20 protein-coding genes are annotated in these 19,903 nt (G+C 49.1%); 5 read left to right on the forward strand and 15 right to left on the reverse strand.

Translation table 11 applies throughout. The annotated features are described in order from the left end of the window. Nucleotides 1-2: 2 nt before the first annotated feature. Nucleotides 3-1,367, reverse strand: coding sequence for a DNA repair protein RadA (gene radA, locus ACXAH4_RS11855; protein ID WP_474882018.1), 1,365 nt, complete (start codon nucleotides 1,365-1,367; stop codon nucleotides 3-5). A 167-nt stretch (nucleotides 1,368-1,534) separates the two neighbouring features. Here radA and ACXAH4_RS11860 point away from each other — a divergent pair, with 167 nt between their 5' ends. Continuing rightward, complete coding sequence (locus ACXAH4_RS11860; protein WP_474842476.1) at nucleotides 1,535-4,063, forward strand: PilZ domain-containing protein; 2,529 nt, start codon at nucleotides 1,535-1,537, stop codon at nucleotides 4,061-4,063. A gap of 54 nt (nucleotides 4,064-4,117) precedes the next feature. On the opposite strand, the gene serB is transcribed toward ACXAH4_RS11860, so the two are convergent. Then, nucleotides 4,118-5,128 (reverse strand): phosphoserine phosphatase SerB, encoded by a 1,011-nt coding sequence (serB, locus tag ACXAH4_RS11865; protein WP_474882020.1) that lies wholly within the window; start codon nucleotides 5,126-5,128, stop codon nucleotides 4,118-4,120. A gap of 135 nt (nucleotides 5,129-5,263) precedes the next feature. Here serB and ACXAH4_RS11870 point away from each other — a divergent pair, with 135 nt between their 5' ends. Beyond that, complete coding sequence (locus ACXAH4_RS11870; protein ID WP_474882022.1) at nucleotides 5,264-5,869, forward strand: hypothetical protein; 606 nt, start codon at nucleotides 5,264-5,266, stop codon at nucleotides 5,867-5,869. A gap of 10 nt (nucleotides 5,870-5,879) precedes the next feature. Here ACXAH4_RS11870 and ACXAH4_RS11875 read toward each other — a convergent pair whose 3' ends face one another. The 10 genes from ACXAH4_RS11875 to rpoE all read right to left on the reverse strand — a co-directional run bounded on the left by ACXAH4_RS11875 (nucleotide 5,880) and on the right by rpoE (nucleotide 14,749). Beyond that, on the reverse strand, nucleotides 5,880-6,686 hold the full coding sequence (locus ACXAH4_RS11875; RefSeq protein ID WP_474842482.1) for a TatD family hydrolase: 807 nt from the start codon (nucleotides 6,684-6,686) through the stop codon (nucleotides 5,880-5,882). Then, on the reverse strand, nucleotides 6,659-7,297 hold the full coding sequence (gene pdxH, locus ACXAH4_RS11880; RefSeq protein WP_119501938.1) for a pyridoxamine 5'-phosphate oxidase: 639 nt from the start codon (nucleotides 7,295-7,297) through the stop codon (nucleotides 6,659-6,661). Before pdxH ends, ACXAH4_RS11875 begins: the two co-directional genes overlap by 28 nt. 34 nt (nucleotides 7,298-7,331) lie before the next feature. Continuing rightward, entirely contained in the window at nucleotides 7,332-8,243 is a 912-nt protein-coding gene (gene era / locus ACXAH4_RS11885) for a GTPase Era (RefSeq protein WP_119501939.1), read from the reverse strand. After that, nucleotides 8,230-8,919 carry a ribonuclease III gene (rnc, locus tag ACXAH4_RS11890; RefSeq protein WP_119501940.1) on the reverse strand — a complete coding sequence of 230 codons (690 nt, stop codon included), beginning with the start codon at nucleotides 8,917-8,919 and terminating at the stop codon, nucleotides 8,230-8,232. The genes era and rnc overlap by 14 nt, the downstream gene beginning before the upstream one ends. Then, entirely contained in the window at nucleotides 8,919-9,827 is a 909-nt protein-coding gene (gene lepB, locus ACXAH4_RS11895) for a signal peptidase I (RefSeq protein WP_474882024.1), read from the reverse strand. Before lepB ends, rnc begins: the two co-directional genes overlap by 1 nt. Beyond that, a complete protein-coding gene (gene lepA / locus ACXAH4_RS11900) occupies nucleotides 9,827-11,623 on the reverse strand; it encodes a translation elongation factor 4 (RefSeq protein WP_474842491.1) in 1,797 nt (598 codons plus the stop codon). The genes lepB and lepA overlap by 1 nt, the downstream gene beginning before the upstream one ends. Before the next feature lie 172 nt (nucleotides 11,624-11,795). Continuing rightward, nucleotides 11,796-12,269 carry a SoxR reducing system RseC family protein gene (locus tag ACXAH4_RS11905; RefSeq protein ID WP_474842493.1) on the reverse strand — a complete coding sequence of 158 codons (474 nt, stop codon included), beginning with the start codon at nucleotides 12,267-12,269 and terminating at the stop codon, nucleotides 11,796-11,798. After that, on the reverse strand, nucleotides 12,262-13,476 hold the full coding sequence (locus ACXAH4_RS11910) for a MucB/RseB C-terminal domain-containing protein (RefSeq protein WP_474842495.1): 1,215 nt from the start codon (nucleotides 13,474-13,476) through the stop codon (nucleotides 12,262-12,264). The genes ACXAH4_RS11905 and ACXAH4_RS11910 overlap by 8 nt, the downstream gene beginning before the upstream one ends. Nucleotides 13,477-13,483: 7 nt before the next feature. Then, nucleotides 13,484-14,074 carry a sigma-E factor negative regulatory protein gene (locus ACXAH4_RS11915; RefSeq protein WP_119501945.1) on the reverse strand — a complete coding sequence of 197 codons (591 nt, stop codon included), beginning with the start codon at nucleotides 14,072-14,074 and terminating at the stop codon, nucleotides 13,484-13,486. 96 nt (nucleotides 14,075-14,170) lie between these two features. Beyond that, the gene (rpoE, locus tag ACXAH4_RS11920; RefSeq protein ID WP_119501946.1) at nucleotides 14,171-14,749 is read right to left on the reverse strand and encodes an RNA polymerase sigma factor RpoE; all 579 of its coding nucleotides are present in this window, start codon (nucleotides 14,747-14,749) and stop codon (nucleotides 14,171-14,173) included. A 220-nt stretch (nucleotides 14,750-14,969) separates the two neighbouring features. On the opposite strand from rpoE, the gene nadB reads away from it, so the two are divergent. After that, the gene (gene nadB / locus ACXAH4_RS11925) at nucleotides 14,970-16,661 is read left to right on the forward strand and encodes an L-aspartate oxidase (RefSeq protein WP_474869935.1); all 1,692 of its coding nucleotides are present in this window, start codon (nucleotides 14,970-14,972) and stop codon (nucleotides 16,659-16,661) included. Nucleotides 16,662-16,672: 11 nt separating this feature from the next. On the opposite strand, the gene ACXAH4_RS11930 is transcribed toward nadB, so the two are convergent. The 3 genes from ACXAH4_RS11930 to ACXAH4_RS11940 are packed head-to-tail and all read right to left on the reverse strand — an operon-like array spanning nucleotide 16,673 to nucleotide 18,245. Next, on the reverse strand, nucleotides 16,673-17,560 hold the full coding sequence (locus ACXAH4_RS11930) for a MaoC family dehydratase (protein WP_474882026.1): 888 nt from the start codon (nucleotides 17,558-17,560) through the stop codon (nucleotides 16,673-16,675). A gap of 6 nt (nucleotides 17,561-17,566) precedes the next feature. After that, entirely contained in the window at nucleotides 17,567-18,007 is a 441-nt protein-coding gene (locus tag ACXAH4_RS11935; RefSeq protein ID WP_474842502.1) for a protein YgfX, read from the reverse strand. Continuing rightward, complete coding sequence (locus ACXAH4_RS11940; protein WP_119501950.1) at nucleotides 17,994-18,245, reverse strand: FAD assembly factor SdhE; 252 nt, start codon at nucleotides 18,243-18,245, stop codon at nucleotides 17,994-17,996. The genes ACXAH4_RS11935 and ACXAH4_RS11940 overlap by 14 nt, the downstream gene beginning before the upstream one ends. A gap of 142 nt (nucleotides 18,246-18,387) precedes the next feature. Here ACXAH4_RS11940 and ygfZ point away from each other — a divergent pair, with 142 nt between their 5' ends. Together ygfZ and ACXAH4_RS11950 are read left to right on the forward strand one after the other, a co-directional pair. Next, nucleotides 18,388-19,350 carry a CAF17-like 4Fe-4S cluster assembly/insertion protein YgfZ gene (gene ygfZ, locus ACXAH4_RS11945; protein ID WP_474882028.1) on the forward strand — a complete coding sequence of 321 codons (963 nt, stop codon included), beginning with the start codon at nucleotides 18,388-18,390 and terminating at the stop codon, nucleotides 19,348-19,350. A gap of 53 nt (nucleotides 19,351-19,403) precedes the next feature. Then, complete coding sequence (locus ACXAH4_RS11950; protein WP_303573091.1) at nucleotides 19,404-19,889, forward strand: FKBP-type peptidyl-prolyl cis-trans isomerase; 486 nt, start codon at nucleotides 19,404-19,406, stop codon at nucleotides 19,887-19,889. The last annotated feature ends 14 nt before the right edge of the window (nucleotides 19,890-19,903 follow it).

Genomic DNA, 19,903 nt, shown 5'->3' on the forward strand with positions numbered 1-19,903 from the left:
GCTTAGCTGAGTGCATCCAGCGCTTCTGACAATTGACTCACCGGCACGACCTGCAATCCGGCTACCGGCAGTTTGGGCGCATTGGATTTGGGTACGATAGCCCGTTTAAAACCGTGCTTGGCGGCTTCTGTGATCCGCTCACTGCCGTTCGGTACCGGTCTGATTTCACCGGCCAGACCCACCTCACCAAATACAATCAAATCTTTTGGTAAAGCACGATTGCGGAAACTGCTGACCATCGCCAGCAATAAGGCTAAGTCAGCACTGGTTTCTGAAATTTTTACACCACCCACCACGTTAACAAATACGTCCTGATCGTTCATCTGTACATTACCGTGACGGTGCAACACTGCCAGTAACATGGCGAGCCGGTTTTGTTCCAGACCAACTGCAATCCGGCGGGGATTAGCCATCTGCGAATAGTCCACCAGCGCCTGAATCTCTACCAGCAACGGTCTGGTGCCCTCCCAGACTACCATCACACTTGAACCCGGCGCCTGATTTTCCCCCCGGCTGAGGAAAATAGCGGAAGGATTGCTAACTTCTTTAAGACCTCTTTCCGTCATGCCGAAAACGCCAAGCTCATTAACAGCACCGAAACGGTTCTTATGACTGCGTAATGTTCTGAAGCGCCCGTCACTCTCACCTTCCAGCATCATTGAACAGTCGATACAGTGCTCAAGGACTTTCGGGCCGGCCAGATTGCCGTCTTTCGTTACGTGGCCAACGATAAACATGGCGATATGATGTTGTTTCGCAAAACGGGTCAGATAAGCGGCACTTTCCCTCACCTGCGATACACTGCCGGGAGCTGACTGTACATCAGCTACATTCATTACCTGAATCGAATCAATAACCATAATTTTAGGCTGTTGTGTCAGTGCCAGTTCGCAGATAGTCTCCACATTGGTTTCTGCCAGCATCATCAGCTTATCAGTGGGCAACCCTAATCTTTGAGCGCGCATGGCCACCTGTTGCAACGACTCTTCACCGGTAACGTAAAGCGCGCTGCGTTCTTTGGCTAACTGACACATCACCTGCAGTAACAGTGTACTTTTACCGGCACCGGGTGAACCGCCTATTAACATAGCCGCGCCGGGTACAATGCCACCGCCAAGTACCCGGTCCAGCTCTTTGAAGCCGGAGCTGAATCTGGGTAATGCTTCCAGATCGATGGCATTAAGAGGTTCTATACGGGCATTCGTCTGACCGGCGTAACCGCTGAATCCGGCCTTTGCTGTTTTAGCAGGGGAAACCACAAACTCTGAAATGGTGTTCCAGGATTTGCATTCGCTGCATTGTCCCTGCCACCTTGGAAACTCTGCGCCACAGTCAGAACAGACGTAGGCTGTTTTACGTTTTGCCATTTGAATTAATTTAAAGGTATTATTTTGGGCTATTCTAACGTTATTATGAAGGCACTGCATACCGTATTAAAGTAGGGATGGAGTCCGGGTAAATGTTCACTTACAGTCTCAGCGAAGTCTGCCGATAAGAAATACAACAGGGCAGCCAATTAAGATCAGTAGTTAAAATGGAAAAAGAACTTCAGCAATATGCAGACATCATAGAGCAGCTGAAATCATCAATCGGCGCCCCTGAATTCAATCAAGTTTTGATGCAACTGACGCAGAACCTTCCGTCAGAAAAACGCTTTCTCATCAAAATGGAGTTGAAAAGACTGGCCAAGCCCTGTGTACGCTCAATTGATCTGCGCGGTCAGGTGGACGGTGAATGCAAGCTCTTCGAATACCGTGGCAGGAAGCACTATCTCGATGACGTTGCCATAGACGTTTTTAACCGCCAGGTGAATATCTTCGGAAATTACACCTTTGGTGTTTACGAAACGGTGATGGCAACAGAAAATAACTTCAGAGTGATGCGGGAGCGGGCTGAACAACAAGCTCTGCAGGGCACGGTTAAATCTGACGCTGAAACCAAACAGGAAAATCTTCATCAGTACTCCATTCCTGTTGTTAATTTGCTGAACTATGCTCACCGTAATCAGGAACGGATGAACTTTGCTGTCGCAGTTGAAATACAGGATGAGAGCGGTAGTCAGTACAAAGCCAGTAGTGTGGATATTTCTACTGAAGGGCTCAGGTTGAAGTTACCGAAAGAATACCGCTTCCGGCCAGAACAGAAGTTACACATATTCTTCCGGGGCCTGGAAGATGAGTTTGCCATGGATAAGCGCTCGGGTATTGTTTATGAAGTCATTACCACCAAGTTTGAAAAATCAAATTATTACCTCATTCTTAAACGTAACCGGCAATTCCCTTCCCCGTCATTCGACAAGTTTCTCGATAACTTCATTCATGGCAACAAACGCCGTTATAAAGTTAACCTGACGAACACCATTGATGCCATCGTCAATAAAACTGCAGAGCAGTATATTTCCCCCTGTAGTCCGTCGCTGCCGGTATTCATCGACAGTATCAATGACGCATTGCTTCCCCGTTATGCCATGCTCAATACCATCAACAAGGATATCCTGGATTACTGGAAGGATGAGACCGGTGAGATCAAACTGGGCTATTTGCTGAAACCTTCGCGACTGGCAAAATTGCAGGCTGATGCAGATAAACATAACGAACTGTATGTTTATTGTTTCACCCACATCCAGAACGGTGCGGTGTATTTCTACTCGGCGTCCACACGTGAACTGGAACAAAAAGAATCACTCAAGTCTGTTTTCATCGGATTTGGTTCCCGGAAAGTCAGCTGGCGGGTATTTAAACTGACAATTAGCACCATGTCACCGGATGAAGCGCATTGTCCGCTTTCTATTCCGGATGACGTAGGCAGTGTGGCAAAGAAACAAAACACGCCGCCTTCAGCCCGCCTGATGGCAAAACTAAAACGTCTTCAATACCTTGTGCATATTACAGATGTCACCTCTGAAAGCGGACAACGGCAATATGCGGCGTTAAAATTTGACCGTAGTAACCTCGCCCATCTTCGCATTTTTGCTCACCCCAGAAATAAGCAACCGGCCCCTATCCGCCCTTATCGTTATCGTTTTCAGGAACAACGGATGGAAACCCGCTACATTCTGCGGTCGCCAGTTGTGTTAAGTGGCCTGAATGAAACCATGCAGTGCAAGGGGATTTCTGAAGATATCTCCATATCCGGCCTGCGCCTTGAAATTCCCGGCGAGTTTGACGGAGAAAAAGGCAGCCTGGTGAAAATTGCGCTGCCTGAACTGCAAGCGCTGACGACCAGGCACGATGTGACCGGATTGATTTACGAAGTGGTTTATTACAATACAGACCGCAATATTGTGCATCTTCGTGCCGCCGAAGGTGAACCGGGCGCTGCAGCCAGAAAGTTTTTTGATAATCTGATCAAGCAGAACAAACAGGCACTGCAAACCTATCCGGAAGAAGAGGAAATTCCGGGTATCGGTCATGCCCTGCGTTGTATTAACGCCCGTCACACACCTAATTTCGCTTTTCTGCTGGCCAAAAACGGTATTCGCTACGAGGCGGATATGGCTGTCATGAACGGAGTGAATTCTGTATCAGCACGCATGCTGACCCATTTCACCGGCAGTCGTAAAACCAACGTTGAGTTTCTCTACCGGGATAAGAACCTGGAAGCTCCGCTCATGCTTCATGGCATTAAAACCATGAGACTGGAAAATCAGCCATTACGGCAAGAGCTTTTTGTTGCTTATGATCCGGCCCGTAAGAACAGCAAACTGGCCATATTGCCTAAGCTGGATAAAGATTTTGCCAATGATGACACCAGAAAGTCCTTTATCACTGAAGCGCTGGCAAGAGGTCACTTTATTGCCATGCAGGTTATTTTAACGACCACAGGTAAACCGGATCTGGACATGCTGCAAGCCGAATTAAGCTATGTCAGCATGTACGCATTGCACCGCGCTAAAGAACTGGAAGAGAAGATCTGGGGTATGGGCGCATCTGTGCACCTTGTCGATATGACCAGCGAAGTAATGACGCGTTTTGGCTATGACAAAGCAACCATATCCCGTAACAGTCAGCTAAGAGCCGTCAGCGAATCGACAGCGCAGATTGAAAAAATCCTCAACAATTAAACAAAGAAGGCATGCTCACGGCATGCCTTCATCGCTTTGCTCTGTTTCAGGTTGTTATTCAGCCAGCAAATACAACATGCCGTGCAAACCTGAGAACCGGATGGCCGTATCAGCTTTTTCCCTTACCAGCGGTTTAGCATGACAAGCCACACCCAATGCTGCTTTTGCCATCATTACCAGATCATTAGCGCCGTCTCCCATAGCGACGGTTTGTGACATAGGTATTTGCCATTCGCTGGCCAGAGACTCAACCGTGCGCGCTTTCACTTCAGCATCCACGATTTCACCGGTCACCTCTCCGGCAAGCACGTCGCCATCGGTTTTCAAGGTATTGGAGAATGCTGCATGCAGGCCAAGCCGTTCTTTTACGTGATCGGCAAAATAAGTGAACCCGCCGGAGGCAATAGCGATTTTCCAGCCATGCTCTTTTAACACGGATACCAGTGGTACAACGCCCGGCATTAACGGAATACTGTCACGGATTTGGGCCAGCTGTGAAACCGGTACACCTTTCAGGCAGGCCACCCGTGATATTAAACTTTCACTAAAAGCCAGTTCCCCGCGCATGGCCCTTGCGGTTACAGCGGCAACCTTGTCACCGAGGCCGGCCAGTTTGGCTATCTCATCAATACACTCAATTTGTATGATGGTGCTGTCCATGTCCATCACCAGCAAACCGGGCGCAGACAACGATGGCCGGGCAGCCTGAACCACTACATCTACCCACAACGATTCAGCCAGTTTTTCCAACAGCGGCTTTAATGCCTGCACATCAGCCGTCTTTATTGACCCCGTTACGACGGTTTCGTGGAACTTACCGCTAAGGGCATGTAACCGGAAACCGGACAGCGTTGCGACTGGTGCCAGTGCGTCAGACACTTTTTCAAGTTGCCAGGCTGTGAGCGCCGGCGCATAGACAGTGATAACAGCGTCATTATTGTCTGAAGAGACTGCACCTGTGCTCTGCCACTGTCCGCCTGAAAAAACGATGCCGGCAGGATGCGTTTCCAGCGCAATAATTAGCGCAGTATGTGAATGTACTGAAGATAAAGCTACTGAATTCAATGTAGGAGGTTCCGCTACTCAAAGTATGCGTATCCTAGCGAATTCAGTGACCGGGGAAAACTGCCATTTATGAATAGATTATGCTCATGATGGCAAAAACGGTATGATGACGGCAAATGCGCTTTTTCTCTGACTATGACTGATAAATACGCGGCCTGGAGAACACCGGCCCCGGAAAAGAAACACTGGTTTGCCTGGTTGCAACGCAGAAGTGTGCACATTACTGCATTCACCCTGCTGATTATGGCACTGGTGAGCCTGTGTGTGATTGAGTCGCGGCATGCTTTACGTGAAGCGGGACAGGCAGCGTCAGCCCCGGTCGACGTGCTGGGCGAACAATACGCCCTTATTCTGGCAGGTCCGGTTTATTCAAAGAATGGCGATGTCATTGCACTACATTTAAGCCGCCTTGCAGAAACAAACTTCATTCTCGCTGCGGCAGTATTCGATAATAAAGGCAAACGCCTCGGTGTGGTGACACAGAAATCTTCAGTAACTGAAGAGTCTCCGGAACAAAATCAGCTGGTAAGATTATTTTCCATAACAGACGACAACGGCAGTCAAACCGGCGTGTTGCAGATCACCGTTGACAGTGCCCGACTTCTCAACGACGAATACGCACTAATGCAGTCTGAACGTGCAATTCAGGCGGGGATCTTAATGACCGGATTATTTGCCGGATGCATTCTGACCGCAGCGGGCTGGCGATACCGCTACTATTTTATCAATAAAATGCGTTAGCCAGTGCAGCTCAGGGCTGAACAAACAGGTCACGGAAATTGGCAGTGGTTTTCGTTGTAACCTCAGCCACAGACACACCAAATGCTTCTGCCAGCACCTGTGCAATTTGCACCAGCCGCGCCGGTTCATTCCGTTGCCCCTGAAACCCTAGCAGGGGCATGTCCGGAGAATCGGTTTCCAGCAGAATATTATCCAGCCCGGTCTCAACCAGAGCATCCAGTGTTTTCTTACCACGGGGATAGGTAATTGTGCCCCCTGCACCTAATTTAAAGCCCATTTCAACATACTGAGCAGCGACCTGTGTATTGCCGGAAAAAGCATGCACCACACCGCCACAGGAAAAGCCTGCCTGTTTAATCATTGCGGGCAAACGATGATGAGTTTTAAGGTGGTGAAGGATAACCGGTAATTCACACTGCTTTGCCACGTCCAGTTGTGCGAGTAACCACTTCTCCTGTTCCGCAAGAGGCAGTTCTATTGTGGCATCGAGACCAATTTCGCCGATAGCGCATACTGACTGGCGGTGTTCTGCGACCGCCTTTTGCAATTTTGACACAGCATCATCAAGGGAACCGCGAATAAACCAGGGGTGGATGCCAAAGGCGAGGAAGATATCAGAATGGCGGGCCTGGATGGCAAGCTGTATTTCCCAGCCTGCCGGTGTGGTGCCGGGGATCAGGAAGCCACTGATACCTGCCTCCCCTGCCCGTTTAAGCACACCGTTAAGATCATGCTCAAAGGCGGGTAAATCAAGGTGACAGTGGCTGTCTATCATGTTGCGGGCATATCTCAGGGCATAAGCCGCTGAGTACTCCATGTACCGTCTTCTGTTTTATTGTATTCGAAACGATCGTGAAGCCGGTCTTCACCACCCTGCCAGAATTCAATCTGATGCGGCTTTACACGGAAACCTCCCCAGAAATCCGGCACAGGAAGTTCTTTATTAGCAAACTTGTTTTTCAGTTGCTGAAATTGTGTCATCAGCAATTCACGGGTAGCAATGGGCTGGCTTTGTTTTGATGCATATGCTGCCAGCTGGCTGTCTTTCGGGCGGGAAAAGAAGTACTTTGCATTTTCCGCAGTACTCAATTTTTCGGCCACGCCGCATACCCGCACCTGGCGCTCCATGAAAAACCAGGGAAAATGCAGAGAGATTTTATTATTCTGTCCCAGCTCTCTGGCCTTACGGCTGCCAAGGTTGGTATAGAATAAAAAGCCTTCTTCACTCACATCTTTCAGCAGCACAATACGCTGAGATGGTTGCCCGCTGCTGTCTACCGTTGCCACAGTCATGGCTGTAGGATCCGGAATATTTGCGTTAATGGCATCGTTCAGCCACTGCCGGAACAACGCTACCGGATGCTCAGTTAACTGAGTATCATCCAGACGGCCAGCAGAATATTGCCGCCGCATATCAGAAAGAGACATAGCACCTCCTTACAACGGTGAAACAAAAAGTAGATTAATCGTCGCCGTAGCCTAATGAACGCAAGGCCCGGTCATCGTCCGCCCAGCCTTGTTTCACTTTAACCCAAAGTTCAAGAAACACTTTGTTGTCGAACAGGTTTTCCATATCTTTGCGGGCCTGCTCGCCGATAGTTTTAATATGATTTCCGGCTTTGCCGATGACCATGCGTTTCTGGCTGTCACGCTCAACCAGGATAAGACCGTTAATACGGTATACCCCGTTTTCCATCATTTTGAATTGTTCTATTTCAACCGTAGTGGAATAAGGCAGTTCATCACCGGTGAAGCGCATCAGTTTTTCACGGATAATTTCCGCCGCCATGAACCGGCTCGAACGGTCGGTAATGTAATCTTCGGGGAAGTAAAATTCGCTTTCCGGCAAAGACTGCTGCACGGTTTCCCGTAACGCATCCACCTGCTTGCCGTTTTTCGCACTGACGGGGAAAATATGCTCAAACGTGTGCAGTGACGACAGCTTCTGGATCTGAGCCATCAGACTTTCTTTGTCTTCTACCTTGTCGACTTTATTGACCACCAGGTAACAGGGTAAACGGCTGTTTTTAACCTTTTCCAGTACCATGGCATCGTCTTCGGTCCAGCGTGTGCCTTCCACCACAAACAGAACCAGACCCACTTCAGCCAGTGAGCTCGATGCAGCACGGTTCATGTAACGGTTAATGGCCCGTTTCTCGTCCTGGTGCAACCCGGGCGTATCCACGTAAACTGTCTGGCATTGTGCCTCGGTATCGATACCCAAAATACGGTGACGGGTGGTCTGGGGCTTTCTGGAAGTAATACTGACTTTCTGACCCAGGATACGGTTCAGTAATGTAGATTTACCCACATTCGGACGGCCGACAATGGCCACCAGGCCACAGCGGGTATCAACATCTTCATTCAGATGCATGTTCAAGCTTCTCCAACGTTTCTTTTGCAGCTTGCTGTTCTGCTTTACGCCGGCTGTTCCCTGTGCCGAAAACGGGCTTTTCAAGTTGCGCTACAGTGCAACTGACTTCAAAAGTCTGCGCGTGATCCTTGCCGCTTATTCCTACCACTTCATACACCGGAAGAGGTTCACGGCGTGACTGTAAATATTCCTGTAAACGGGTTTTACTGTCTTTCGGGTGTTCATTCGGATCGAGCCGGTCAATACGGGCAGACCACAAACTCAGAATCACTTTGCTGACGGTGTCTATTCCGGCATCCAGATAGATGGCACCCAGTATGGCTTCCACAGCATCAGCGAGGATGGAACTGCGGCGATGACCACCACTTTTCAGTTCACCCTGCCCCAGTTTAAGCAATTCACCTACGCCGGCTTCTTTCGCCATTTCAGCCAGGGTATCGCCCTTCACCAGGGTTGAACGCATGCGGGTCAATTTCCCCTCCGGTACAGACGGGAAACGGGCGAATAACGCATCTGCGATGACCATGCCTAATACGGCATCGCCCAGAAATTCCAGCCGTTCATTGTGCTTTTTCGCTGCACTGCGGTGGGTTAACGCCTGCTCAAGCAAACCTTCGTCTTTAAAGCGGTAATCCAGTAATTTTGATAACCGTGCGTATCTGTCGATACCCTGCATTACTCTATGCCACCAATCCGGTTAAATCTGATACCTGTCGGTACCCATCCCGGTAACACGCTGTCTGCCGGACGTTCAAACTCAAAACTGATCCAGATAGCAACGGCTTTACCTACCAGATTATCATCAGGAACAAATCCCCAGAAGCGGCTGTCACGGCTGTTTTCACGGTTGTCGCCTAAGACAAAGTATTGTCCTTCAGGAACAATCCATTCATTACTGCGGGTACCCGGTTGCGTGTAAAAATTTGATGCCGGAATACTGCGTCCGGGATTGCGCAAAATGTCGTGGGTCACATCGCCAAGTTGCTCGGTGTAACGCAACAACGGCACCATATCCTGCACAAATTCGCCGCGCTCTTTAAATTCCAGAGGTACCGGTTGCTGTTTCGGGCAGTCGCTGCCGCCGCTCTCACAGTATGGCTTAATAAAAACTTGTTTGTTCTGATACACAATGGTGTCGCCCGGCAGACCCACTACACGTTTAATGTAGTCTACATTCGGATCTTCGGGGTATTTGAATACCACGACATCGCCACGCTCCGGTTCACCGGTTTCCAGAAACTTGCTGCGGAACACCGGGTCTTTTAAACCGTAGGCATACTTTTCTACCAGAATGAAATCGCCTACCAGTAAGGTAGGCATCATAGATCCGGAAGGGATCTGAAACGGTTCGTACAAAAATGAACGTAACACCAGTACAAACGCGATGACCGGAAAAATTTGTTGTGATGTATCCACCAGCCAGGGCAACTCACTTTGAGGACCCGTTGATGAACCACCGGCTACCGCTTCACCACCTGCGAGCTTTTCCTTTCTTGCCGGTGCCCACAGCAAACTGTCCAGCAGCCAGATTAATCCGGTTGCTACTGTCAGGATCACCAACAAAATTGAAAAATAATTTGCCATTACTTACCTACCTTGAGAACAGCGAGGAACGCATCCTGAGGTAATTCAACATTACCTACCTGCTTCATGCGTTTCTTTCCTTCTTTTTGTTTTTGCAGCAGTTTTTTCTTACGGCTCACGTCACCACCATAACACTTGGCGATAACGTTTTTGCGCAGCTGTTTAACTGTGCTTCGTGCAATAATATGGTTACCGATAGCAGCCTGAATAGCGATATCAAACATCTGGCGCGGGATCAGTTCACGTAACTTTTCAACCAGTTCACGGCCACGACCCTGACTGTTTTCACGGTGCGTGATCATGGCCAGTGCATCCACACGTTCGCCGTTGATAAGTACATCAACACGCACCATGTCAGACTGCTGGAAGCGCTTGAAGTTATAGTCCAGTGAAGCAAAACCACGGCTGGTTGATTTCAACCGGTCAAAGAAGTCCATCACGACTTCAGCCATCGGTATTTCATAGGTTACCGCGACTTGCTTACCATGATAAGTCATGCTGGTCTGCATACCACGCTTCTCAACGCAAAGTGTGATGACATTACCGAGGTATTCCTGAGGAACGAGAATGTTTGCCTCTACCATCGGCTCGTGAATCTCTTCGATTTCATTCACCGGCGGTAAATTAGAAGGGTTATCAACCTGTATGGTTTCCCCTTTGGTTGTAACAACCTGATAGATTACGGTTGGTGCGGTGGTGATAAGATCAAGATCATATTCCCTCTCCAGACGCTCCTGAATGATTTCCATGTGCAGCATGCCAAGGAAACCAATCCGGAAACCAAAGCCAAGAGCGGCCGAGCTTTCCGGCTCGAAAAACAACGACGCATCGTTAAGGCTTAACTTAGATAATGCATCACGGAAATCTTCGTAATCGTCTGAACTGACCGGGAACACACCGGCATAAACCTGAGGTTTTACTTTCTTAAAGCCCGGCAGCGGCTTGTCAGCCGGTTCACGTGCCAGGGTGATAGTATCACCCACAGGGGCACCGTGGATTTCTTTAATACCGGCAATGATAAAACCAACTTCTCCGGCACGAAGAACACCGGTTTCAGTTTGCTTAGGAGTAAAGATACCCACTTTGTCCGCCTGGTGAGTCTGCCCGTTAGACATGATTTTAATTTTGTCTTTTACGTTCAGTTCGCCCTGTACAATCCGTACCAGAGATACAACGCCCTGGTAGTTATCGAACCAGGAATCAACAATCAGCGCTTTCAGCGGTGCATTTCTTTCACCTTCCGGCGGCGGAACACGGTTAACAATAACTTCCAGTACGTCTTCAATACCCACGCCGGTTTTGGCTGAGCAACGCACAGCATCGATGGCGTCAATGCCGACGATGTCTTCAATTTCTTCTGCTACACGCTCAGGTTCAGCCTGCGGCAAATCAATTTTGTTGAGGATTGGCACCACTTCCATATCCATATCAATGGCGGTGTAGCAGTTTGCCAGAGTCTGTGCTTCTACGCCCTGTCCGGCATCAACCACCAGCAGCGCACCTTCACAGGCTGCCAGTGAGCGGGATACTTCGTAAGTGAAGTCCACGTGTCCCGGCGTATCGATAAAGTTTAACTGATAGGTTTCACCATCTTTCGCGGTGTAGTTCAACGTTACACTTTGCGCTTTGATGGTAATACCACGTTCGCGCTCAATATCCATCGAATCCAGCACCTGTTCGGCCATTTCCCTGTCAGTCAGTCCTCCGCAATGCTGGATAAGACGATCAGACAGTGTAGATTTACCGTGATCGATGTGTGCGATGATGCTGAAATTACGTATGTGCGACTGTTGCATAATGCTGGAAAATGTCCTGCGAGAATTAAGTTAAACAAACCGGATTTTATTTGAACCGGCAAAACCACAATACTTCTGCCCGGGAAAGTTAATACGGCAGCGCAAAGCGTGCGGATTTTACCTATTTCTTCACTGAAAAGCGAATCAGTATACAAGCCTTTTCTGGCTCAGTTCAGGGCTGATGTCGCTGAACGGCTCCGTTAGCAGGAATGGAAGAAAGAATAACAGGACGGAAACGGGTCTGGTCGCGCTTTTTCAGGTAACCTGAAATTACCGTGAAGGCGAGAAAAGTCACACACAGGCTACCCAGTAAAACCCAAAATTCGCCGCTGAGTCCCACAGCCGGCAGCAGTGCAGTAAAGCTCAGCGCACTGGCAATAAAGATAATGAGAGGTATGACGTAAAGCCAAAGAGAAGCAGTCACAATGCCGGCTTCCGGCACGCCGATACTAACTTTGTCTCCCACCTTACAGGGCACCGGCGATTGTAAAGTCAGTTGCTGGGTTTTCGGCGACAATGCGCGGGAAATCACACCGGAGCCACAGTCAGATTGCGCCTGACAGGATGAACAGGTGGTTTTGATAGCGGCTTCGACGGTGATCACGTCACCGTCAACCGCAATAACCGTAGCGGTTTCTTTAATCACCGCTGACCTCTTTGAGCTTCAGAGAGGTGGCAATGGCATTAGCAGTCTGCAGAGGAATTTCCCCGATGACTGTTACCTGGGCCTTGCCATCGGTGAGAGTCAGAAACGTACTCAGGTCATGGCGCAGGACTAAATCGGAACCGATTGCGTCACTGGCAGGCTGTACATATACAGACACATCCACCAGCCCGTCAGAGAACAGTTTGTATTCCACCACTTGCCCTGTCATCGCCAGGCGGCGGATATCTCTTTTCACTTCGACCATACCATCAGGAAGATAATCAACTTCCCAGCCTTGCTGACGATTTGTCGACGGCGTCAAAGCCAGCGGCCTGGGAAGAGAAGCACGGTTCACACGGGCAAAGTACGCAGGCGGCGTGTCTGACATTGTCAGTGATGTAACCTGAATTTGCTCCAGCACATTGCCCTGTAAATCCAGCGTATTAAGTTTCAGCAACATCCCCGACTGTTCGTCCAGCCAAAGCTGGTAACTGAAACGGGTATTATCACGACTGACGATCCTGATCTGCTGAGCTGGCCGGCCGGCCACACGGGCTCTGCCCACAGACACAAACTCGTAGCCTTTGGTCAGAGAAACCGGTTCGTAAAGCAACTCTCCGGGTATAGGACCATTGATATACTGAGAGTGCAGACTGTAAGGCTGGGTATCCGGTTCAAATATACTGACCACATCCCCTACCCGGATGAGCTCTCTTCCGGGGCCGTTTTGCAGATTCAACTGCTCAACGCTGGTACCGTCTTCAAGTACACCGTGTCGCCACAAATAGGGCACAGTTTCCTGATTTAACCGGCTGACGACATAGGCCACCTGAAAATTCAGTGTACGGGTCGCTGCAGTCATTTTCTCCAGCCATCCGGTCACCGACTCCGGCTTAACCTGCGCTGATCCAACAGACTCCGGTTCTGCGCTGTCATTGTGTGCTGCGGCTTTCTGGCTGATAGCTTCTTCCGCTGTCACGATAGAATCGGGAGGTAAAATATCCTGAGACACCGGATTCTGAGCATCAGATTCTGCTTCGATTTCAGCAACAACCTGCCGCGAAGCCCCTTCAGTCCCGTTTTCCTGAGCAGGAACAGGAGAAGAAAAAACGATAAAGGAAAATGTGCATGCCAGAAAAGCATGCCCTGAAAACGCGCGTACCAGCTCCACTGGAGCTGGTACGCGTTGTATAAATGATTTTGTCATTTAGCTCTTAATTTGGATTAGCGTCAGACTCAGCACGTTCTTCTACGGCTTTACTTTGATCTTCTGCCTGCTTCAGCTGAATCTGTTGTTCATGGTCAGCGATGATAGCATTGATCTTACGCTTTTTCTCCAGCACAACATTCATATCATTGCGCGGAATCGTACGGGTCTGTTCCAGACTAACCGGAGAAAGACCACCCAGACGGGTATTCGTCTCAAACGTAGAGAACGGTTCTGCAGGTTCCGGCTGATTCATTTGTTGAACACCCAGAATCACCGCCACAGCTACAGAAGCAGCAACGGCGAATTGTCCACCTTGTTTGGCGAATGGCACCACACTACCAACCAGCGGCAATGATTTCCAGCCTGAACGCTTCGGCGCCATCACTGTAGGTTCACTTTCTAAGGCAGCGGCTACCGCAGCAGTAATGTCTAACTGAGGTGCGACCGTGGCTTCTTTACGTAAACCACTACGAATAACATGATATCGCTTCCACTTTGTTTTTAGCTCTTCATCATTAAGGATTGCATCCATGATGTCAGCGCTGTTTGTCTCGCCATCCATAAAGGCTGACAATTTTTCTTGCTGTTGCGTCATATTATAAAATCCTGATCGAAATGATCGTTTACCACCTTAACACAGCTAGTTAGTTCGTTTCATCCCGTGAAAGTTCAATTTCATCGTGAAAAAAAATCAATTTTCTAACAATGGCTGTATGACCTTGTCGATTGCCTCACGTGCCCGGAAGATCCGGGAGCGGACTGTACCGACAGGACACCCCATTACGCTGGCGATTTCCTCATAACTTAAACCTTCAATTTCCCGCAGGGTAATTGCCATACGTAAATCGTCGGGTAACTTCTCCACAACACGGAATAATGTAGCTTCGAGTTCATCAGACAACAAACTGCGTTCCGGCGTGGATTGCTCTTTCAGCGCATCACTGCCTTCATAATAGTCTGCGTCTTCAGCGTCGACATCATTTGCAGGCGGCTTTCGCCCCTGTGCCACAAGATAATTCTTAGCGCTGTTAACGGCAATGCGGTACAACCAGGTGTAAAACGCACTGTCGCCGCGAAAATTTGGTAACGCGCGGTAAGCCTTGATAAACGCATCCTGAGTGACATCTGCAACGTCACCGGAGTTTTTGACATATCGAGACACCAAATGCATTACTTTATGCTGATAACGGGTTACCAGTAAGTTAAATGCATTTTTATCACCGCTTTGTACCTTTTCAACAATCTGTTGATCGGTTATCTGCTCGCTCATCCGAGCTATTTCTCCTTAACATCTACCACATAAACAGCTCATGCAAGCATCAGGTAGACTGCATTATTCCCAATAAGTTCGCAAAAAATGCGGACAATCTTTAAATTATCAATAAATAATATAAGAAAAATCCTGCAGACGCGCGCTCTATGCTTTGCGTTTTGCTGTGCTTCCTTTAGACTTGCCGGACCTTAGCCTACAAGTAAACCGCTAAAATACCATGAAATCAGTGGCTTCTTCACTAACATCAGCGGATCCGAAAGGAATTGAGCACCAATGTGATGTTTTAGTCATCGGCAGTGGTGCTGCCGGATTAAGTCTGGCGCTCAAACTGGCAAATCATTGTAATGTGATTGTGCTGAGCAAAAGCGACCGCAATGAAGGATCGACCCGATACGCCCAGGGCGGTATTGCCGCCGTTTTCGACGAACATGATTCTGTTGAAGCACATGTTGCTGACACATTAAATGCCGGCGCAGGATTGTGTGAAGAAGACGCAGTACGCTTCACAGCCCAAAATGCTAAAGATGCACTGAACTGGCTGATAAATCACGGCGTACCTTTTGATACTGAAACGAATGAGCAGGGTGAGGAGCGTTTTCACCTGACCCGTGAAGGTGGTCACAGTCACCGCCGTATTTTACATGCTGCCGATGCAACCGGTGAAGCGCTGCAAATTACTCTGAATGATGCGGTGTCATCCCACCCCAATATCCGGTTTCTGGAACGGTACAACGCCATCGACTTAATTAAGTCCCGCAGTAATAACCTGCACTGTACCGGTGTGTATGCGTGGAATCTGGAACAGGCCCATGTGGAAGTTATCCGCAGCCGTTTCATTGTGCTGGCCACGGGCGGCGCGAGCAAAGTGTATCAGTACACATCTAATCCGGATGTGTCCAGCGGTGACGGTATTGCCATGGCCTGGCGTGCTGGTTGCCGTGTGGCGAATATGGAATTCAATCAGTTCCATCCCACCTGTTTGTATCATCCTCAGGCAAGAAACTTCCTGATTACCGAAGCACTGCGGGGTGAAGGTGCACAGCTGTGCCATGCTGATGGGACACGCTTTATGACACGCTTCGATGAGCGGGGCGATTTAGCGCCCAGGGATATTGTTGCCCGTGCCATCGACTACGAGATGAAACGTCTGGGTGCTGACTGTATGTATCTGGATATCAGTCATAAGCCGGCTGACTTCATTGAAAAGCATTTCCCGAACATTTACCGCAAGTGTCTGTCTGTGGGCATCGATATCACTAAGGAGCCTATTCCTGTGGTGCCTGCCGCGCACTATAGCTGCGGTGGTGTGATGACTGACTTTAATGCCAAAACTGACCTCGATAACGTTTATGCCATTGGTGAAGTAGCTTATACCGGCCTGCATGGTGCGAACCGCATGGCATCAAACTCTCTGCTGGAATGTGTGGTCTACGCCGCAGCTGCCGCGAAAGACATCCTTACTCATTTGCAGGACGACTACACTGAAGAGACGATTGCGCCCTGGGATGAATCACAGGTTACGAATTCAGACGAAGAAGTCATCATTCAACATAACTGGCATGAACTGCGTTTGTTCATGTGGGATTACGTGGGTATTGTCCGCACCAACAAAAGACTTGAGCGCGCACTGCGACGGATCCAGTTGCTGAGTCAGGAAATTCAGGAATATTACGCACACTTCCGGGTCAGCAATAACCTGTTGGAACTGCGTAATCTGGTGACGGTTGCAGAGCTGATTGTACGTTGCGCAATGAACCGTAAGGAAAGCCGGGGCCTGCATTACAATGTGGACTATCCGGACCTGCTACCGCAAGCCAGACCCACAGTACTCAAACCATTACCGGCCAAATGTCAGCCTGAACCCGGTTCACTGGCCACCAGTACTTACCGGGAAGAAGAGCAGCTTTAACAACCGCCGGTTCAGTTTTTCGCTGAACCGGTTTCGCCGGATTTAACGGCACCTTTTATTAATGGCTCACCATTTGCTGAATTTTCCAACAGGAAATCTGTTGTGCCCTCTCCCCTGCTAATTTTAAGGTCCGCATTGCCGGGCAAAAAAAGTGGACGCTTAAAATCACAATTTATATCAGTGCTGTGATCAGCTTTATCTGTTTCTGCATAACTCACCGCCATGGCCAGCGTCCACATGCCGTGGGCAATCGCTTTGGGAAAACCAAACAGCTTTGCTGTAAATGCGCTTAAATGAATGGGGTTGGCGTCTTCTGAAATCTTTGCATAACGCCGGCCGGCATCCGCCGGGGCAGAAAAACTAGCAATGCTCTGCCAGCGTTTTGCAACCTCTGTTTCCTCAGAGTGTTTAGTCACTTGCGCTGAAGGCTCCACACCGTCGCCCACATGTGGCGCTTTTACCCGCACCAGATAAGTAGCTTCTGCGCGGTAGCATTCCCTCTCTTGTTGTGTTGCAGTGGTATACATATGAATATCCCAGCCCCGCCGGTGAGGTGTAACCGCAGAAAAACCCGTGCGTAAAGTGACAGGTTTAGACAGCCTGATCCCGCTTTGCTGGCTGATTTGGTTTTTCCTGTGTACCAGGCCAAATAAGGGGAACGGACTTCGCGGGTGTGCCAGACACCGCATCTGCAATGGCAGAGACAGCATCTGCAGATAACAGGGGTGCAGTCTGTCCCCGTGCTGCCAGTGGGTAATATCACAGTACCGGTGATAATGTGAGGGGTTAATCAGTTGTGTTTTCCCCCCATGAACACCCGGCACCGCAGGAGGCTTAAATTGCTTCAGCAATTGTTTGTCAGGCCGGTGCGTCAGCGCCCGGTACAATAAACTCATCATAGTTACTCAATCCCCTTGTGACTGATGCTGAACCAGTCTCACCAGACGACGATAATAAAGCTTCTTACATTCCCCCGGTAACACCCAGCGATAGCAAGCTGTGCCATCATAATCTGTACCGGCAAGGTAAATACCGAAAATCGTCACTTTGCTGCCGGATGATATTGTCAGCGGCCTCACTGTACCGCTGCGGGCAGGCTCATACCACCGGTTGCCGTCCACCGATATGCTTTCACAACCTTGCCGCATCTTTTGTTGTCCGGCAAGCAGGATTAGCAGAAAGGCCGGCACAACAGAGCACAGGAATACGGAAATAGTGTAATCAGGAAACCACGAAGCGGCGCTGGCAGGCAATGACCATATCGCGATGCCTGCAGCCACAAGAGGGATAGCTACTGCGGCCATCCGGATGGCACGGTAGCGGATAACGAAGCTATACTTTGACACGATCCAGAATGATTTTGACCATTCTTGCCAGCTCAGGGTCTTCACATTTCTGATGGCCCATGAACCAGGCAAACAAATCGGGGTCGTCACAGGTAAGTAAACGTTCAAATAAAACCTGATCGTCGTCGTTTAAGTCGTCGAATGCTTCTTCTACGAATGGCAGAAATAATACATCCAGTTCCAGCATGCCCCGGCGGCATGCCCACTTTAGCCGGTTACGTCTTTTCTCAGTGAACATCAATTAGGACCTCTTCATTGAACGGCAGCACTATACCAGAAGAGTTACGCCGGCTCACCGTACTTTTTGTCAGATTACCAACTTGTGAATTACAATTCGCCCCCCATAGTTAGAGTTCACGTTTAAAAGTTACGGACGGTTTATGTCAACGCCAGATTCACTTAATGAGTTAGTTTCAGACTTTGTTATTCCTCTGACGGGTTCCTCAGTCATTGCTGTTGAAGGTGAGCAGCAAAATGATTACCTGCACGGACAACTGACCATCAATGTAAAAAATCTTGCTGACAATACAGCCCGCCATGCTGCGCATTGTGACTTTAAAGGTAAGACATGGTCGCTTAGCACTGTTTGCCGCTGGCAGAACAGCATTCTGATGCTGATGCCATCGGGTTGTGCAGAAACCTCTCTGGAACAGTTAAAAAAATACGGCGTATTTTCAAAAGTTACCATTGAGAAAAAAGACAGCCAACTGAAGCAATATGCAGTGAAAGGCAAACAGGCAGAGCAATGGATAAGCGAGTTTTTCGGCTCACTGCCAGAGCAGACACTGGCCACTGTTCAGCACTCTGACGGTGTAGCGATCCGCGCAGATTATCCGCAGGATGTGTTTATTTTGCTTATCAGTGAAACCGCTGCCGGCACGCTGGAACAATGGCAGGCAGAACAGAACATCCAAACTTACAATTATTGCGTTTATGACGCCTTAATGGTGTCTCAGGGTATTCCTGAAGTCAGCGGTGAAGTGGTTAATGAGTTCGTTCCCCAGATGATGAACGTACAGGCGCTGGACGGCATCGATTTTAATAAAGGCTGCTATATGGGTCAGGAAGTCGTAGCCCGCACCCGTTACCTGGGAAAAAATAAGCGCGCGGGATACGTCTTTTGTTTACCCGCGGCAATTGATGTTAAAGTAGGTGATACCGTTGAGAAGGCACTGGATACAGGATGGCGCAGAGGCGGCACTGTTATCCGCTGTGCTACATTGGGCAAAGAGACCTGGTTCATGGCCGTGCTGCCCAACGACACAGAAGCAGACACGCCACACAGACTGGCGGACTCGCCTGACGTTCAGGCATGTTTTTACGCATTGCCATATACTGTATAGCAGGCAATGCAAATTCACGTGTTGAGAAAACACACCCCAAAACAGGAAATATTATGACAATCACGTCAGACAGTGTGGTAACACTACACTATACCGTTTCAACAGAAGACGGCACTACACTGGACTCTTCAGAAGGCAAAAACCCGTTGGTTGTGCTGCTCGGCAGACGCTTCCTGATTGAAGGTCTGGAAGATGCTCTGATGGGCAAAAATAAGGGTGATAAATTCGACGTCGCTGTAGCGCCTGAAAAAGCTTACGGTGAGCGTGCAGATGAACTTGTACAAAGCGTACCTAAGTCAATGTTTGACGGTATGGATGTGCAACCCGGCATGTCTTTCCGAGCTACTTCTGAGGGCGGCGAACAATCTGTGATCGTAATTGAAGTCAGTGAAGAAGAAGTGATTGTGGATGGCAATCACCCACTGGCAGGCGTACCTTTGAAATTTGATGTGGAAGTAGTAGATATCCGTGAACCGACTCAGGAAGAGCTGGAACATGGTCATGTACATGGCGAAGGTGGCTGTGGTCATAACCACTAAGCCCTGAACGGAAT

It is taken from the genome of Alteromonas sp. ABV2_168, assembly GCF_056161165.1.